The 16,361-nt window shown below is 68.2% G+C and carries 15 protein-coding genes and 1 pseudogene; 10 read left to right on the top strand and 6 right to left on the bottom strand.

The annotated features are described in order from the left end of the window. Together QH196_RS08625 and QH196_RS08620 are read right to left on the bottom strand one after the other, a co-directional pair. Nucleotides 1-134, bottom strand: a pseudogene (locus tag QH196_RS08625) (hypothetical protein); the annotation flags it as partial. A gap of 94 nt (nucleotides 135-228) precedes the next feature. Beyond that, nucleotides 229-561, bottom strand: coding sequence for a hypothetical protein (locus QH196_RS08620; RefSeq protein ID WP_280415232.1), 333 nt, complete (start codon nucleotides 559-561; stop codon nucleotides 229-231). Nucleotides 562-1,090: 529 nt separating this feature from the next. Between QH196_RS08620 and QH196_RS08615 the strand changes: the two genes are divergently transcribed. Next, nucleotides 1,091-1,825 (top strand): TMEM165/GDT1 family protein, encoded by a 735-nt coding sequence (locus tag QH196_RS08615; RefSeq protein WP_280415234.1) that lies wholly within the window; start codon nucleotides 1,091-1,093, stop codon nucleotides 1,823-1,825. A gap of 110 nt (nucleotides 1,826-1,935) precedes the next feature. Further along, the gene (locus tag QH196_RS08610; protein ID WP_280415231.1) at nucleotides 1,936-2,703 is read left to right on the top strand and encodes an SDR family NAD(P)-dependent oxidoreductase; all 768 of its coding nucleotides are present in this window, start codon (nucleotides 1,936-1,938) and stop codon (nucleotides 2,701-2,703) included. Between the two features lie 217 nt (nucleotides 2,704-2,920). On the opposite strand, the gene QH196_RS08605 is transcribed toward QH196_RS08610, so the two are convergent. The 3 genes from QH196_RS08605 to QH196_RS08595 all read right to left on the bottom strand — a co-directional run bounded on the left by QH196_RS08605 (nucleotide 2,921) and on the right by QH196_RS08595 (nucleotide 7,260). Then, on the bottom strand, nucleotides 2,921-3,433 hold the full coding sequence (locus tag QH196_RS08605) for a hypothetical protein (protein ID WP_280415230.1): 513 nt from the start codon (nucleotides 3,431-3,433) through the stop codon (nucleotides 2,921-2,923). 182 nt (nucleotides 3,434-3,615) lie between these two features. Beyond that, complete coding sequence (gene htpG, locus QH196_RS08600) at nucleotides 3,616-5,574, bottom strand: molecular chaperone HtpG (protein ID WP_280415229.1); 1,959 nt, start codon at nucleotides 5,572-5,574, stop codon at nucleotides 3,616-3,618. Between the two features lie 15 nt (nucleotides 5,575-5,589). After that, nucleotides 5,590-7,260 carry a TM0106 family RecB-like putative nuclease gene (locus QH196_RS08595; protein WP_280415233.1) on the bottom strand — a complete coding sequence of 557 codons (1,671 nt, stop codon included), beginning with the start codon at nucleotides 7,258-7,260 and terminating at the stop codon, nucleotides 5,590-5,592. 462 nt (nucleotides 7,261-7,722) lie between these two features. Between QH196_RS08595 and QH196_RS08590 the strand changes: the two genes are divergently transcribed. The 6 genes from QH196_RS08590 (at nucleotide 7,723) to rraA (ending at nucleotide 11,750) form a co-directional block, all read left to right on the top strand. Beyond that, nucleotides 7,723-8,367, top strand: coding sequence for a DUF6474 family protein (locus QH196_RS08590; protein ID WP_280415228.1), 645 nt, complete (start codon nucleotides 7,723-7,725; stop codon nucleotides 8,365-8,367). 109 nt (nucleotides 8,368-8,476) lie between these two features. Next, entirely contained in the window at nucleotides 8,477-9,136 is a 660-nt protein-coding gene (locus tag QH196_RS08585; protein WP_280415227.1) for a hypothetical protein, read from the top strand. Further along, complete coding sequence (locus QH196_RS08580) at nucleotides 9,097-9,753, top strand: YcnI family copper-binding membrane protein (RefSeq protein ID WP_280415226.1); 657 nt, start codon at nucleotides 9,097-9,099, stop codon at nucleotides 9,751-9,753. Before QH196_RS08585 ends, QH196_RS08580 begins: the two co-directional genes overlap by 40 nt. Continuing rightward, nucleotides 9,750-10,292 carry a copper resistance CopC family protein gene (locus QH196_RS08575; RefSeq protein WP_280415225.1) on the top strand — a complete coding sequence of 181 codons (543 nt, stop codon included), beginning with the start codon at nucleotides 9,750-9,752 and terminating at the stop codon, nucleotides 10,290-10,292. Before QH196_RS08580 ends, QH196_RS08575 begins: the two co-directional genes overlap by 4 nt. After that, nucleotides 10,289-11,215: a CopD family protein gene (locus QH196_RS08570; RefSeq protein WP_280415224.1), complete on the top strand. Its 927-nt coding sequence runs from the start codon at nucleotides 10,289-10,291 to the stop codon at nucleotides 11,213-11,215. The genes QH196_RS08575 and QH196_RS08570 overlap by 4 nt, the downstream gene beginning before the upstream one ends. 46 nt (nucleotides 11,216-11,261) lie before the next feature. Next, entirely contained in the window at nucleotides 11,262-11,750 is a 489-nt protein-coding gene (gene rraA, locus QH196_RS08565) for a ribonuclease E activity regulator RraA (RefSeq protein ID WP_280415223.1), read from the top strand. A 13-nt stretch (nucleotides 11,751-11,763) separates the two neighbouring features. Here the strand turns inward: rraA and QH196_RS08560 are convergent, their stop codons facing one another. Next, entirely contained in the window at nucleotides 11,764-11,985 is a 222-nt protein-coding gene (locus QH196_RS08560) for an RNA-binding S4 domain-containing protein (RefSeq protein ID WP_280415222.1), read from the bottom strand. Nucleotides 11,986-12,232: 247 nt separating this feature from the next. On the opposite strand from QH196_RS08560, the gene lysX reads away from it, so the two are divergent. Beyond that, the gene (gene lysX, locus QH196_RS08555) at nucleotides 12,233-15,550 is read left to right on the top strand and encodes a bifunctional lysylphosphatidylglycerol synthetase/lysine--tRNA ligase LysX (protein ID WP_280415221.1); all 3,318 of its coding nucleotides are present in this window, start codon (nucleotides 12,233-12,235) and stop codon (nucleotides 15,548-15,550) included. A gap of 117 nt (nucleotides 15,551-15,667) precedes the next feature. Then, nucleotides 15,668-16,162, top strand: a complete 495-nt coding sequence (locus tag QH196_RS08550) for a hypothetical protein (RefSeq protein ID WP_280415220.1) — start codon at nucleotides 15,668-15,670, stop codon at nucleotides 16,160-16,162. Nucleotides 16,163-16,361: the final 199 nt, after the last annotated feature.

Raw genomic sequence — 16,361 nt, 5'->3', positions numbered from 1 at the left:
GCGGAGAACACGCCGCGCAGCGCGGCCAGTTGCAGCACCTCGACCTCGGAGGCGGCCAGCTCGCCGCGGACCTGCACCTCGAGGCTCACCGGCAGTTCGTCGGCCAGCGCACCCAGCAGCGCGCCCTGTTTGCGGGCGGGTTCCGCCGGTGCCTCCCCCGCCATTTCGCGGGCCCCGCGTCGATCCCGCTGTCGGCCTTTCCATGATCGGAGGCGGCCGATCCGCTGGTTACTGCAGTTTCGACAAGACCTCGGTGAGCTTGCCCATGAGAGCTTGCTGGCCCGATTCGAGCCGCGCCTGCCCGGCCTGAAGATTCTGGACGTCGGCGCGAAGCTCCGTCTGCCCGGTTTCGAGCCGGACCTGCCCAGCTTCGAGCCGGACCTGCCCGGCCTGAAGCTCCTGGATATCAGCATGCAAACTACCGAGCTCACCCATGACTGCGCTGTGGTTGCTGTTGACCCGGCCGCGCAAGATCCGGACCGATTCCGGCTCCTGCTCGCGCTCGTGGATCAATTGCACAACCTGGGCTTCCAGCACAGCCAAGCGGTTCTCGATCGACATCTGACGTGATCCTCTCGTTGGTCGATAGTGTACCGATCGACCGGGGTCATCAGGCTCACGTCCGGTCGCACGGTTCTCGGTTATCCGGCCGCTCACGGCCGGAAGCATTCCCACAACTCGCAAGGACACTCCGACCCCACCCCCGGTCCGACCTTCGAGCACCCCACGCTTGGTTCAGGGCTCACGATCTGATTGCTGGAGCGATGCCATCGAACCGTTCCGGACGACCGGACAACGGTTATCAGGGTCCCCTAACTATGTCGCTACCTTAGCCAAACTTATTGGTGGAAGCCATATTTCACCGTTGCGTAATTGCGACACCGGCGCCGATGCGATAGAGTTGCCGACAGCGAAGGGGAGTAGCCCCCAATCACGCGGTCGACATACTGATCACGCCGCCCCGGCGGCGGGTCCGGTCGCGTGAACCGGTACCCCGGTGGGCGAGACCTTCGGCCGGACAGCTATCGCGTTGCCGGCCGGAGGCGACCTGTATCCGGCCGGTGAACCGGAGGATCGGGAGCCCCTGGAGATGATCGCCACCATCGGACTCGCCATCGGTATCGTTTTCCTTGCCGAACTGGGCGATAAGTCCCAGCTCATGGCGTTGACCTTTGCCCTGCGTTATCGCTGGTGGGTGGTCCTCGGCGGGATCACCGCCGCGACGGCCGCCGTGCACGTGCTCTCGGTCGCCATCGGGCATTTCCTGGGTGCCGCCCTACCCACGACGGCCATCGCCTGGGTCGCGGCGGTGACCTTCCTCGCAGTCGGTGTATGGACCCTGCGCGAACTCGTCGGCGACGACGACGGGGAACCGTCACCCCCGAGGTTCGCCACCGCCGCGCCCTTCTTCGTCGTCCTCTCGGCCTTCCTCTTGGCCGAACTCGGCGACCGGACCATGTTCGCCACGGCTGCGCTCGCCACCGACAACAACTGGGCGGGGGTCTGGCTGGGCTCGACCATCGGGATGGTCGCGGCCGACGCGCTGGCCATCGCCGCGGGCATTCTGCTGGGCAAACACCTCCCCGAGCGGGCCATCGGATTCGGCTCGGGACTGCTGTTCCTGTTCATCGGCGCACTGACCGCCCTGAACACCGCGGCCCCGGCGATCGGCCTGCTACCGGCGATCGCTCTCGCGCTGGCGGCGCCTGCCGCAGCAGCCCTGACACTGTGGTGGCTGCACACCCGCCGGATGGCCCGCGAAATGGCCGTGACCTCGGCAGACACCGTGGATATCGGCGAGCGACCGGCCGGTGGGCAGCGCTAGCATCCGATGACCGATCGGCGCAAGGGGACCGTCCACGACCCCGGCGCATCCACGGGCTAGGGTGCAATTGACGTTAGGCCAACTGGCTTGTCACGAACGAGAGGACCATCGTGGAGATTTCGGGTTCCGCCGCCATCGTCACCGGGGGCGCGTCCGGTCTGGGCGCCGCCACCGCCAAGCGTTTCGCCGATCTGGGCGCCACCGTCTTCGGGCTCGACGTACCGCAGTCGATCGAGCGCGCCGGCGACAATGTCCCCGCCGGGGTCACCCTGCTCGCCGCCGATGTCACCAGCCACGACGAGGTCGCCGCCGCCGTCGCCAAGGTGGTCGAATCGGGTGCCCCGCTGCGTATCGTGGTCAACTGCGCCGGTGTCGGCTGGGCCGGGCGCATCCTGTCCAAGAACGGCCCGCATGATCTCGAGCTGTTCCGCACGGTGATCACCGTCAACCTGCTCGGCAGCTTCAACGTCATGCGGCTCGCCGCCGACGCCATCGCCAAGACCGATGCCGTGGACGAGGCCGGACAGCGCGGCGTCGTGATCAACACCGCTTCCGTGGCCGCGTTCGAGGGCCAGATCGGCCAGATCGCCTACTCGGCGTCGAAGGGCGGCGTGCACGGGATGACCGTTCCGGCCGCGCGCGACCTCGCGCAGTTCGGTATCCGCGTCAACACCATCGCCCCCGGCATCATCGACACCCCGATGCTGGCCGGCGTCACCGAGGAATACCGCCAGGGCCTGGAGGCCGGTGTGCCGTTCCCGTCGCGGCTGGGCCGCCCGGACGAGTACGCGCAGCTGTCGCAGTACATCGTCGAGCACGACTACCTCAACGGCGAGACCATCCGGATGGACGGCGCGCTGCGTATGGCGCCGCGGTAACCACCGGCTCGCAATATACGACCGCAACGCCCGCCGCCCGGAAACGGACGGCGGGCGTTCGTTGTACAACGATGGTGCGCAGCTATCCGCTGCCCCGGCCGGGATCTTCGTCCGCCAGGCGTCACAGACCGCCTTGTATGCGTGTTCGGGTGGGTCGGGGTCTTGCCCGAGTCGGCACCATCCCGGCCGGCGAGCGTTCGCCTTCCAGGTGCATCTACTACAGGAGGCCGGTTCGATCGGCGAAGGGGCCGGCAGCCGCCACGCGCGCCCGCCAGGCATCACAGATCCGGCGGATTGCCCACTTCTCATCGTTGCCGTCGATACGGCATCCGTCGCGCGTGGAATCCCACCGGTCGTAACCGTCCTCGTCGTAACCGTCCTTGTCGTAACCCCACGTGTCGAAGCCGTCGCGGTCATAACCGTCACGGTCATAACCCCACCGGTCGAAACCTTCCCTGTCGTAACCGCGGTTATCGCGACCGAATCGGTCATAGCCCTCGCGGTCATACCCCCACCGGTCGTAGCCGTGGCGGTCATAACCCCACTTGTCGTAGCCGGAGGAGTCATAGTCATCGGAGACGGGGGCGAGGTGCGTCGTGATCGGACCGATCCCTGGTTCCGCCGACGCCGGTGCCACTGCCAGGGCGGGCGCAGCCAACAGCGCGCCGAGCAGCGCGATCCGAAGCGAGGTGTAGCGCAATCCACGGCGCGCCGCAGTGGTAGTCGACATGATCGATCTCCTATCCGGAACACGATTCGCGTGTCCTGGATAATCCATCGCCCGTACCCCTTGACGAATTACAAATCGCAGGTCGAAGTCCGGGCGAAAACCTGTGCGCCCGAAAAGAGTTCGGATGATGTGCCGGTCAGCCCATGCGAGGAGGCCGCGGACACGCCGCGGCCTCCTTCCGGTCAGAGCGTACGCGTCAGCCGGTCGGCGAGGATCTGCGCGAATTTGGCCGGATCCTTCAGCTCCCCGCCTTCGGCCAGCACAGCCGTGCCGTACAGGAGCTCGGCGGTCTCGATGAGCTCGGGGACCTTCCCCTCGTCGGCGTCGTCCTTGCGGGTGTCGTAGGCATCGCGCAGCCCGGTCACCAGCGGATGGGTGGGGTTGAGTTCGAGGATCCGCTTGAACTGCGGCAGTTCCTGCCCCGAGGCCCGGTACATGCGTTCCAGCATCGGGGTCATATCGAAGACATCACCGACCAGACAGACCGGCGAGGAGGTGAGGCGGGAGCTGAGGCGGACCTCTTTGACGCTGTCCTCCAGGGTTTTACCCAGCCAGGTCAGCACCTCCGCGAAATCCTTGTCCTGCTGTTCGCGCAGAGCCTCGGATTCCTTCTTCTCCTCCTCGGTTTCCAGATCGACCTCGCCCTTGGCGATCGACTGCAGCGGTTTGCCGTCGAACTCCGTGACCGATCCGACCCACATCTCGTCGACGGGATCGGTGAGGATCAGCACCTCGCGACCCTTGGCGCGGAACGCCTCCAGATGCGGTGATTTCTCCACCTGTTCCCGGGATTCGCCGGTCATGTAGTAGATCGCGTCCTGGCCCTCGGGCATCCGCTCCACGTACTGCGCCAGGGTGGTGGCCTCGGTATCGGAGTGGGTGGAGGTGAACGACGACACCTCGAGGATGGTGGCCTGGTTGTCGAAATCGGAGAGCAGACCCTCTTTGAGGACCCGGCCGAATTCCTGCCAGAAGGTGCGGTATTTGGTCTGGTCCTCGGCGCCCTGCAGCTCCTTGACGGTGCTCAGCACCTTCTTGACCAGGCGTTTGCGGATCATCTGGATCTGCCGGTCCTGCTGCAGGATTTCGCGGGACACGTTCAGCGACAGATCCTGCGCATCCACGACACCCTTGACGAAGCGCAGGTATTCCGGCATCAACTCTTCGCAGTTGTCCATGATGAACACACGTTTCACGTAGAGCTGCACACCGCGTTTGTGCTCGCGGGTGAACAGGTCGAACGGCGCCTGCGACGGCAGGAACAGCAGCGCCTGATATTCGAAGGTGCCCTCGGCCTTGAGCGGGATGGTCTCCAGCGGCTCGTCCCAGGCGTGGCTGACGTGCTTGTAGAACTCGTGGTACTCCTCCTCGGAAACCTCGCCCTTGGGGCGGGTCCAGAGGGCCTTCATCGAGTTGAGCGTCTGCTCCTCGACGACGGTCTTCTCCTGTTTGTCCTCGCCTTCACCCTCGGTGACGGTCCGCTCGACCTGCATCCGGATCGGCCAGGCGATGAAATCGGAGTACTTCTTGACGATCTCGCGGAGCTTGTACTCCTGCGTGTAGTCGAAGAGGTGATCCTCGGCGTCGGCCGGTTTCAGGTGCAGCGTCACCGCGCTGCCCTGCGGCGCCTCGTCGAGGGTTTCGATGGTGTAGGAACCGGAGCCGGCCTCGGACTGCCAGCGGGTCGCGGTGGTCTCACCCGCGCGGCGGGTGGTCAGCTCGACCTTGTCGGCCACCATGAACGTCGAATAGAAGCCGATACCGAACTGGCCGATCAGCTCCTCGGCGGCGGCATCGGATTTGGCCTCGTTGAGTTTGCGGCGCAGTTCGGCGGTGCCGGACTTGGCCAGGGTCCCGATCAGATCGACCACTTCGGCACGCGACATGCCGATGCCGTTGTCCCGGACCGTCAGGATCCGCTGATCGGAGTCGACCTCCAGCTCGATATGCAGGTCGTCGGTGTCGACGTGCAGATCCTTGTCCCGATAGGACTCCAGCCGCAGCTTGTCCAGCGCGTCGGAAGCGTTCGAGATCAGCTCCCGCAGGAACGTGTCTTTGTTGGAGTAGACCGAGTGGATCATCAGCTCGAGCAGCTGATGGGTCTCGGCCTGAAACTCGAGTTGTTCGACGTGCTCTGTCACGCTGTCACATGGTAATCAAGCCTGCGCCGGGCTCGGGCTCAGGCCGGTCGAAGCAACCGGTGCCTGCGCGAAATCCGCGAGCGCAGGGACTTCCCGTTCAGCGCAATGCTCGGTCGGGGTGCGGGGGTTCATCCATTCGCGCAGGACGGCGGTCGCGCGGACATCGTCTTCGTTGTACTCGAACAAGCGGGTGCGCTGGGTGAGATCCGGTGCGGCGTCGTAGCCGACCGCCCGCCGATACCAGCTCATCGACGCCTCACCCCCGGCCTCCGGATCGCGCCAGGCGAATCCGGCGACGGGCGCGATCTTCTTCAGTCCCTTACCGCTCGGGCAGATGAACTGGTCGGTGACGGCCTGGAACATATCCACCCACTGCGCCGAATCGACGAACTGCGTCACCTGCGCTGCGGTGGGCACGCCCGGCCGGCCGGCGAACCGGCGCGCGGACTCGTAGAGCCATTTGTCCTCGGCCGATCGGGAATAGCAGTAGGCGGCAAAGGTCTTACCGGCGGCCATGGCCTGTTCGCGGATCTCCATCAACCAGGTCCAGAATTCGGCGAAGGAGCGGCCCTCGTCCTCGGTCGGCAGCGGATCCCAGGTGACGAACGGCCGGTACTTCCCGTCGAGCAGCGTGCCCCACAGGTAGGCGCCGTCCTCCTGGTAGCTCTCCAGATCCACATCCACCTCGACATCGGCGCGGCGCACCCACACCCGGTCGGACCGGCGTACCAGCGGCGCGTCCACCAGCCAGGCCCGCGCGGTGACCACCGCCTCTTCGAACGGCCCGTGCTGCCAGTCCTCCGGTTCGGGTGCGGCCCAGGCGGCCAGTTCGTCGATGGTGCGCACACCGTGTGCACGCAGCACCTCGGCCCGCGACCCCGGCGCCACCACACTCACATCGCGGTGCTCGTTGAGCCAGGCCTGGCAGCCGCCGGCGGCACCGCGCGTCCACCACGGGCACTGGCGGCATTCAGGGACCTTCGAGGGAACGGTGGCGACCTCGCCGCGCAGTACCGCGATCCGGTCCGCATAGCGGTTGTCGTAATCGGTGAGCACGGCGGTCAGATCGTGCACCAGGATCCGGTCGAAGTGGAAGCCGATAACACCGCCGACCGGGGTCGCGGTCGCCAGGCCGAGGCGCTGCAGCATCCGGTACACGTGGGCCAGGCGTTGCTGGTCGCGGGGTTGCTGGCGGAGTTTGCGGGAGCGGTCGGGTTCGGGGCGCCAATGCAGCAGATCCGAGGTCAGCGGATGGAATTCGGCCGGTTCGGGGCGGCGCGGATCGGTGACCTTGTGGTTGACCACGATCACCGGGATATAGCCGCCGGCCACGTCGCGCAGCAGGATCTCGGCGCCGCCGCGGCGGCCGGTATCGGGTTCCTGGGGCAGCAGCCCACCCCAGATCCGGGCCACCCCCGCCGCGCACGCCCGCAATGTGGCATCGGCGCGGGCCCGGGCGGGCTGTGCCGGATCGATGATCACCCAGCTGTCGGGGTCCTCGGCGACGAGAGTGTCGCGGACCCGGTCGCGATGGGCCTGCGCGGCCGCACGCCGCTGCTGCACCCCGGGATCCTCCCGGACCTCGGCCAGTTGTTCCGGATAGGTGGCGTCGAGCCCGAGCCGGTGCCGGCAACCGATCAGCCCGCGGGCATCGAGAAAGACGGGGCGGCCGCGCCCGGCAGCCACACCGGCATCGTCTCCCCCGACGGCAGTGTTCGCCCCGGCAACCGGACCGATGCCTTCGCTACCCGCGTCGACGCCGAACCCGGCAGCCGCAATGCCATCGTCGGCACCTGTTGCGGTGCCGTTCCCGGCACCCGCGCGGGCATCGGCGGCACCTGTGGCGGCGTCGCTTTCGGCACCTGCGCCGGCGCCGGTTTCGGCACCTGCGCCGGCGGGGTCTTCGCGGTCGATACTGCCCGGTTGCACGCAAGCAGTATGGTCTCTACCCCCGACAGTCCGGCGAATCGAGTCCCGTTCGCCCCCTCGCCGACGCCCGGAACGACACCACTGTGCGGTGATCCGGGTGCGTGTCTCGCCGGTTGGGCAGGGAACCCGATAGGGTGTCGGCGAACCGTGTGACACGGGTGGACGATGCGGTTTCCGTGTCGTATCGCCGCAGCGAACCAGCATGACGGAGGGCCTTCGATGGGGTTGTTCACCAAGCGCAAGCGGCGGCCGAATCGGCGGGCCGAGGCAAAGGCCCTCAAGCACAAGGCCGCGATGGAGGCCAAACTCGGCGCCAAGAACGAGCGCAAAAGGCAACGCACCGAGGCCCGCGCCCAGCGCAAGGTCGCCAAAGCGCAAATCGCGACGCTGCAGGCCGAGGAGAAGGCCGCCCAGAAGGCCGCCGCGCGCGCCGAACGCGACCCGTTCAGCCCGGGGCAGGTCAAGAAGTACATCGGGGTGGCGCGGGTGCTGGTTCCGGTGCTCGCCCCGCTGGCCTACCGCGGCGCCACCTATGTGCGCGGGCAGCTGGATGCCCGGCGGGCGAAACAGCTCGGGGTGGGCGTGAATCAGCTCGGCGACTACGCCGGCCACGGGGGCCGGCTCCAGGCCCGGATCACCAATACCGCAGCCGCACTCGACAAGATCGCGAACGGCGACGGAGGCAAGGACAAGGACACCCAGCAGTTCCTGACCAGTGCCCGCAATCGGCTCGACGCGCTCGATTCGGCCGTCCGCACCGCCGATCAGATGCCCGCGGCGCGCCGGCGTTCGGTACATGCGTCGATCGCCACCGAACTGTCCAAGATCGAGGCCGACGTCCTGGCCCGCCTCGGCGTCGCCTGAGCCCGGGCGCCGAGCGCACCGAAGCGCGGGGGCGGCGTCGGGGCCGCACCGGGCGCCGACGATGATGGACGCTGGCCAGCTGTCCCCCGCGACCTCCCGAAAGTGCTCGATGTCCAGCAACCTGTACACCGGCCCCGCACAGCTGCGGGGCTGCGTGGTGGGCGTGGCGACCGGGGCACTGGCCGTGGCCGCTCACGGCGCGGCAGGTGGTGGGTATCCCACATCGGCCGGTACCGCCCTGCTGTTGCTGACCACGCTGGTCACCGGGTGGGTCTCCGGCTCGGTTGTCTCCGGGGCGCGCGGCCGGTTCGCGAATCGGACCGCCGTACCGGGGCTGAGTATCTTCCTGCCACTGGCGATGGGCCAGTTCGTCGGTCACTGGGCACTGACCGGGCTCACCGGTCACCACACCGGTACGGGTAGCGCGGTCGGTGAATCGCCGACCGGGGGCCCGCTCTCCGCGGCGATGTTCGGCGCCCATCTGTTCGCGGTGCTGCTGTGCACACTGACGATCACCGTGGCCGAACGGCTGTACCGGGCGGCATCGGCGGTGTTGCGCGTGTTGCTCACGCCTGTGCGCCGTTTTCCACCGGCCCCTCGGGTCTGTATCGCGGCGATCGTCGCGGCTCCGCGGAATCACGCTCCGAACGGGGCGTCCGGTCCACGCGCGCCACCGCGGCGCGGGATCACCGACGTTCCCACATCCTTCGGAGAGAAAGTCTTCCGCCCATGTCCCACGGGTTTTCCCCACCCCTGCGCCGCGGTCTGACCGCCGCCGTCGCCGCGGGTTTCCTGCTGGCCGGTACCGGCACAGCCGCCGCGCATGTCAGCGTCGAGGCCCCGAACGCGACCCCCGGCCGGTCCACCGTCGCGACGTTCAGTGTGCCCACCGAATCCGATACCGCCGCCACCACCGCGCTGCGGGTCACCGTGCCGGAGATCGCGACGGCACGCACCGAGCCGGTCCCCGGCTGGACCGCGAAAATCGAACGCGACGACGAAGACCGGGTAGTGGCCGTCACCTGGACCGCGAATCCCGGCGACCCCGGTATCCGGCCGGGTGAGTTCCAGCGTTTCGTATTGTCGCTGGGCCCGCTGCCCGAAACCGATTCGATCGGCTTCCCGGCCGAGCAGACCTACAGCGACGGCACCGTGGTGCGCTGGGACGACACCGGCGACCACGATTCGGCGGAACATCCGGCACCCGTCCTGACGCTCGGCGCGGAGAACGGCAGCCAGGCCGGCCACGAACACGGCGAGCAAGCCGCGTCCGAGCCGGACGAGAGCACCGATACCACTGCCCGCTGGCTCGGCGGCCTGGGTCTGGCGCTCGCCGCGCTGGCCCTCGGCGCCGGTATCGGCGCAGTGGTGAGGGGGCGGCGATGAACCGACGGACCTCCCTGATCGCCCTGGTCACCGCACTGCTGTGGCTGCTGCTCGGACCGATCGCCGGTACGGCCGGCGCACATTCCACTGTGGTTGGCAGCGATCCGGCCGACGGCGCCACTGTCGATACCGGACCGGCGCGGGTGACGGTCAGCTTCAACGAACCCCTGCAACCGAACTTCCCGGCCATGACCGTGGTGGGACCGGACGGGAACCTGTGGTCCAAGGGCGACCCGGTCGTCGAGGGCCGCGATCTCAGTGTGGCGGTCGGCGAGCTCGGTCCGGCCGGGGTGTACCGGGTCGCCTTCCGGGTCACCTCGGCAGACGGCCATGTCGTCGACGGCGAACGGACCTTCACGCTGACCACCGCGGGCCAGGGCACTCCCGGTCCGGCGGCGGACGCACAGCGTTCCGGGGAAGAATCGGGGGGTGGAGTCCCGGTGTGGGTCTACATCGCCGGTGCGGTGGTGCTGTTCGGGGCCGGTCTCGCCTTCGCGCTGTTCGGTTCGAGCCTGGGCAAGGGTAAGAACGAGCGGTGAGAAGTGGTCTCCCGGGCGGGCTCGACCGCCGGGTCGCGTTCGGACTCGCTGTTCCGGCGGGCCTGCTCGGGGTACTGGTGGCCTGGGCGCTCGGCGATATCCCGGCGGCCGCGACGATGCGGTTGTGCGCGGATCTCGCCGGGGCCGCCGTGCTCGGCCTGGCCGCCCTGCCGCGGCTGAACGACCGGCTCGACATCCCGTGGCGCATGCTTGCGGTACTGGCCGGGCTCTGGTGCTGCCTCGAATTCGCGGTTCTGGTATTCGCCGCAGGCGATGTGGTCGGGTCGGGCGTGACGGCGCTGACCCCGGCGGATTTCGGCACCTATCTGGTGCGGATCAGCGGCGGTCAGATCGGGTTGGCCATCTTGGCCGGTACGGCGGTTATCGCGGGCTACAGCGTGCTCGCGTTCCGGCGACCGGGCGGACACAGCCCGGATCTGGTGCTGGTGTTCGCCGCGGTCACCGTGACTCTGCGCCCCATTACCGGGCATATGTCGCAGCAGGTGTTCGGATCGGTCCTGGCCGGGGTGCACGCGCTGGCCGCGGCGATATGGCTGGGCCTGCTGCTCGCGCTGGCGCTGGTGGTGCGCGGGCGCCGCGATTGGGCCGAGACCCTGCCCCGATACTCCGCGGTCGCCGTACCGATGGTGGCGGCCGTAGCCGTCACCGGAGTGATCAACGGTGTGGTGCGGATGGGCGGGATCACCCCGTTCTTCACGACCGGTTACGGCCGGATCATGGTGGCCAAATCCGTCCTGCTGATCGTGCTGCTGGCGCTCGGCTGGTGGTGGCGGCGGAGCTGGGTCGCGGCGGCGGCAGCACATCGGATGAGCGCCGACGCATCGCTGCGGCGCGCGGTACTGGAGGTCGCCGTGATGGCGGCGGTATTCGGACTCGCGGCTTCGCTGGCCGTTGCCGGATAGCGGGGCCGATGCGGACTGCCATGATGCGGACGGCACAATCAGAAAGGTGACTGAATCAGAACAGCAGGTGGCCACCGCGGATCTCGCCGACGAAATCGGCCCCGATATCCGCAGTTGTGATACCCAGTTCATCCAGTTCGGCGGCCGGCCGGTATTCGCCGGGCGAATCACCACGATTCGCTGTTTCCAGGACAACCTGCTGGTCAAACAGACCCTGAGCGAGCCCGGAAACGGCGGGGTGCTGGTGGTCGACGGCGGCGCGAGCGTACACACCGCGCTGGTGGGCGATATCATCGCCGGCCGCGGGGTCGACAACGGCTGGGCCGGTGTCGTGGTGAACGGCGCCGTCCGGGATTCGGCGATTCTGCGCACGCTCGATATCGGCCTGAAGGCCCTGGGCACGAACCCGCGCAAGAGCACACAGACCGGGTCGGGCGAGAAGGATATCCCGGTGGAATTCGGTGGGGTGACCTTCCGCCCCGGCGAAATGCTCTACAGCGATCACGACGGCGTCGTGGTCCGCGCCGAGGACTGACCGGGCGGCCGGGTTATCCGGCCCCCACCCTGGCCTGATGACCGGCGATGGCCACCACATCGCCCACCTGGAGCTGCCGCCCGCGGCGCAGCTCGACCTCGTCGTTGACCCGTACCAGCCCGGCGGCGATCACTGTCTTGGCCTCCGACCCCGATTCGATCAGATTGGCCAGTTTCAGGAACTGCCCGAGCCGTATGGTGTCATCGTCGATGGGCACATCGATTGGATCCGGCATGATCTCATGCTTACTCCCCCGGTCAGCGCGCCTTCCGACCGCCCCGGCCGAATCCGGCCGGCAATCGGAACAAACCGGCATAACCGGCATTTCACCGATATCCTGCGCCACGCCCGGAACCCGATTACCCATTTCGGTCAACCGCGCCCCCGCACAGGGCAATACGTGCGGATCTCGGGCGATCTGCCACTAACACGCCGGTACACAGCAAGGATTCGGTGCGGGCGGGCGGCAGACTGGAACAGTGATGTCCACGCAGGAACCGCCAGACCCCGAAGTACCCGGCCGGCACGGAACACCCGGACGACTCGCGGTGATACCGCGCGTCCTGGCTCTCGTATCGGGTGTTTTCGCGATGGCCTGCCTGGTGTGGAGTGTGGTGCCGGGGTTGTCGGCTGCACTGCGGATCCCGCGTGACCATCTGGACCAGTACTACCTGTACGCGCCCGCCACGAATCTGCTGTGGGCGGCCGCGGCCGGCCTGCTCGCCGTCGGGCTCTCCCGGCGCAAACGGGTCGCCTGGTGGGCTGCGCTGCTCTACCAGGGGAGCTGGTTACCGGTGAATCTGCTCGATATCGTGCGCGAGCAGAACCCGAACGCCGTGCTGGGCCTGCTCGTACACATCGGCGTATTCGCGCTGCTCATCGCCGCGCGCACACAGTTCACGGCCAGGTTGCGGCCTTGTTCACTGCGCCCCGCGGCGACCACATTCGGCGCCGGTCTGGTGGCGGCCGGTGTGACCGGTGCGTGTGTGATGCAGCTGTTTCCCGGATCACTGGCCGCGGGGGCGCCGCGTGCCCTGTTCGTCTTCTCCCAGCTCACCGCCGGCCTGATCGTTCGCCCCGCGCAACTCGCCGGTGCCGCACCGTTTCCCGCGGCATTTCTGGTCGGCCTGTTCGGCGCACTGGTTTTCACGGCCACCGTCATGGTGCTGGTGCGGACACAGCGCGCCGAACACGCACTCACCGAAGCCGACGAGGCAGCGCTGCGCGAACTGCTGAACAGCCCGGATCCCACGGGTTCGACGGATTACCTGGCGACCCGCCGCGACCGCGAGATCGTCTTCAGCCCGAACGGCCGCGCGGCCATCGGCTACCGGGTGGAATCCGGTGTCTGCCTGGCCCTGGGCGATCCCCTCGGGGCCCGTGACTGCTGGCCACAGGCGGTGGAGGCCTGGCAGCGGTACGCGCGGCAGTTCGGCTGGCCGGTCGCGGTGATCGGGGCCGGGGACGCCGGGATGCCGGTGTATCGCCGGGCCGGACTCGACGCCGTGGCCGCGGGTACTGAAGCGCTGCTGGATACCCGGACCTTCGCGCTGACCACCCCGGAACTGCGGCCCGTCCGTGACACGCTCACCCGGCTGCGCAAACAGGGTATGACGGTGCGGATCCGGCGCCACCGAGATCTCGGCACCGCGGAGTTCGCGCGCCTGGCGGTTACGGCCGAACAGTGGCGGCGTACCGAGACCGAACGTGCCTACCCGCTACCGCTGGGCCGGTTCGGCGACCGGCGCGACGGTGATTGTCTACTCGTCGAAGCGGTCGACGCCGAAGATCGCGTGCTGGGCATGCTCTCCCTGGTCCCGTGGGGCCGGACCGGCGCAACCTTGGAACTGCTGCGCCGCGAACCGGGCACCGCCGAGGCCATCACCGATCTGCTCATCGCGGAATTCGCGCTCCGGGCCGAACAACACGGCATCGAACAGGTTTCGCTGAATTTCACCGTGTCCCGGTCGGTCTTCGAAGCGGTGGGCCGCCGGGGCCGGCCGGGGCCGGCCCGCGGTATCCGGGCGGCAGCGGTCGCATTGCGCGACGGCATACGGGGCCTGCCGCTGTCGTTTTCGCACTGGTGGCAGCTGGACCAGCTGTACCGGTCGGCCATGCGATATCAACCGCGCTGGTCGACCCGGTACGTCATGTCCGCCGATCCACGAGACCTGCCGCGTATCGCCGTCGCCGCCGCCTTCGCCGAGGGTCTGCTACCCCGGCCGGCCGGCACCGCCGGGGTATTCACCCACACCGGACATCATCGCGCCGTTCCCGAGCGCACCGCGGTGGCACCGCCCGTGGCCGCCACGACGGCGGAGGGCGATCCGGCGCCCGCGCACGATCTGCGACCCGAGCAGGTCCGGGTGCGCACCGGCAAACTGGACCGGCTGGCGGGCATACATATCGACCCGTATCCCCCGCCCTTCCCGCCGACCCATACCGTGGCCGCCGCCCGGCGGGTTCCGCGCGGCACCACCGTGCGGATCTCGGGCCGACTGCTCCGGCTGCGCGACTGCGGCGGTGTGCAGTTCGCGGTGATCCGCGACTGGACCAGCGATATCCAGCTCCTGCTCGACCGGGAACGCCTCGGCGCGGCGCGCTGCACCGAATTCGGCGAACTCTTCGATCTGGGTGATCTGCTCTCGGTGAGCGGGCAGCTCGGCTACAGCCGGCGCGGCGAACTGTCGCTGCTGGTGGCCGATTGGCGGATGCTGGCCAAATGCCTGCACCCCCTGCCCGATAAATGGCACGGCCTCACCGACTCCGAGGCGCGGATGCGGCGCGGCTACCTGGATCTCATAATCGATCGAGAGGCGCGTGAACTGCTGGCCCGCCGCAGTGCGGTACTGCGTGCACTCCGGGACGCCCTGCACGACGGCGGTTTCCTGGAGGTCGGTTCACCGGTGCTGCAGCCCGGCCCCGGTACGGGAACCGCCCGCAGTATGCGCACCCATATCGACGCCGACAACACCGATCTGCATCTGCGCCTCGGCCCGGAACCGGCGTTGAAACGCCTGTGCGTCGGGGGTGTGGAGAAGATATTCGAGCTCGGGCCCAGTTTCCGCAATGCCCGCGCGAGTGCCCGGCACCTGCCCGAATTCACGCTCCTGGAAGCCTACGAGGCCCACAGCGACCATCAGCGGATGATGACGCTGTGCCGGCAGCTGGTGCAGCAGGCCGCGCTGGCCGCCAACGATTCGATGGTCGCCATGCGGCCGCGGCCCGACGGTTCCCTCGAAGCCCTGGACCTTTCCGGCGAGTGGCGGGTGCGATCGCTCTACGAGGCGCTCGGACAGGAAACCGGCACCGAGATCACACCCGATACGGCGCTGCCGGAACTGCGCGACCTGTGCGAGAAGGCCGATATCAGCTACCGGCCGGGCTGGGACCACGGCCGCACGGTCTATGCGCTCTATCAGCGGCTGGTGGCCGAAACCACCCAGGAGCCCACCTTCTACACCGACCTGCCCAGTACCGTCGCACCGCTCGCACGTCCGCATCGGCGCCGGGCCGGTGTGGCCGAGCGGTGGGATCTCGTGGCCGGTGGGATCGAATTGGGCACCGGGCGCAGCGAACTGACCGATCCGGTGGAACTGCGCCGGCGTTTCACCGCGCAGGCGCGTTGCGCCGACGGCGGTCCGGCGATCACGGGCGTGGACGAGGAATTACTGTCCGCCCTGGAACACGGTATGCCGCCGACCGGCGGTCTCAGCCTGGGCGTCGAGCGTGTACTCATGCTGCTCACCGGACGGACGATCCGGGAAACCCAGACGTTCCCGTTGGTCCGGCAACGGTGACAGTTCGCCGGCCAGATCCGGGAACAGGTGGTTTCCCGGCCGCGTAACGGGGAAGTACCGTGTAGCGACCCGGTCCCAGGAGGAGGAGCCGGACAACATCTCGAACGGGGTTGACTTTTGAGTTATCTGGATCTGCTCTCCCATGCGAGCCAGGTGGACTATTCCGCCTGGGCCGATACCGATGTGCTGGCCTCCGCGGTCGACCTGGAGGCACGGCGGCGGGGCAAGAGCAAAGGCGGCGGGGGCGGTTTGATCTTCGGACTGATCTGCCTGCTGGTCATCGTGGCGATCGTGGTCGCGGTCGTCGTGATGATGCGGAAGAAGAACTCCGGCGGTGCGCCGGGCGGCCAGTTCCCGGGGCAGCCGCCGCACGGCGGATACCCGTCGCAAGGCGGCGGTTATCCCCAGCAGGGTGGTTATCCGCAACAGGGCGGCTATCCGCAAGGGGGTTACCCACAGCAGGGCGGCTATCCCCAGCAAGGCGGTTACCCACAACAGGGCGGTTACCCGCAGCAAGGTGGCTACCCGCAGCAGGGCGGATATCCGTCGGACCCCAACAACCCGAATCCGCCCCACAACGGCCCGCAGCAGTACCCACCTGCCGGTCACTGACCCCGGATATTTCCGCGACGGCCCCCGGGGGCCAAATGGGGAACCGGGCGGGGCCCGTGTTTGGGGGGGCGGTGCGCGTGGTTCATCCGTTGCTGCTCTACTTTTTATTCGACGGCGGGGTCATCCGCCTGGCGGGCCGGTTGATCGAGGCCGGGGTCGGTGCGGAAACGGTGGTGGGTATCGCCACGCGGTGCACCCC

Source organism: Nocardia carnea, assembly GCF_029868325.1.
Lineage (GTDB): Bacteria > Actinomycetota > Actinomycetes > Mycobacteriales > Mycobacteriaceae > Nocardia > Nocardia carnea_C.
Note: the sequence above shows the minus strand (reverse complement) of the source record. Positions and strands in the feature narration are given on the sequence as shown.

Coding starts and splice junctions, on each gene's coding strand:
- QH196_RS08560 (WP_280415222.1), bottom strand. CDS start 11,985: ATGCCGGATCCAATCGATGTGCCCATCGACGATGACACCATACGGCTC.
- QH196_RS08575 (WP_280415225.1), top strand. CDS start 9,750: ATGAACCGACGGACCTCCCTGATCGCCCTGGTCACCGCACTGCTGTGG.
- QH196_RS08620 (WP_280415232.1), bottom strand. CDS start 561: ATGTCGATCGAGAACCGCTTGGCTGTGCTGGAAGCCCAGGTTGTGCAA.
- QH196_RS08580 (WP_280415226.1), top strand. CDS start 9,097: ATGTCCCACGGGTTTTCCCCACCCCTGCGCCGCGGTCTGACCGCCGCC.
- QH196_RS08585 (WP_280415227.1), top strand. CDS start 8,477: ATGTCCAGCAACCTGTACACCGGCCCCGCACAGCTGCGGGGCTGCGTG.
- QH196_RS08615 (WP_280415234.1), top strand. CDS start 1,091: ATGATCGCCACCATCGGACTCGCCATCGGTATCGTTTTCCTTGCCGAA.
- QH196_RS08605 (WP_280415230.1), bottom strand. CDS start 3,433: ATGTCGACTACCACTGCGGCGCGCCGTGGATTGCGCTACACCTCGCTT.
- QH196_RS08590 (WP_280415228.1), top strand. CDS start 7,723: ATGGGGTTGTTCACCAAGCGCAAGCGGCGGCCGAATCGGCGGGCCGAG.
- lysX (WP_280415221.1), top strand. CDS start 12,233: ATGTCCACGCAGGAACCGCCAGACCCCGAAGTACCCGGCCGGCACGGA.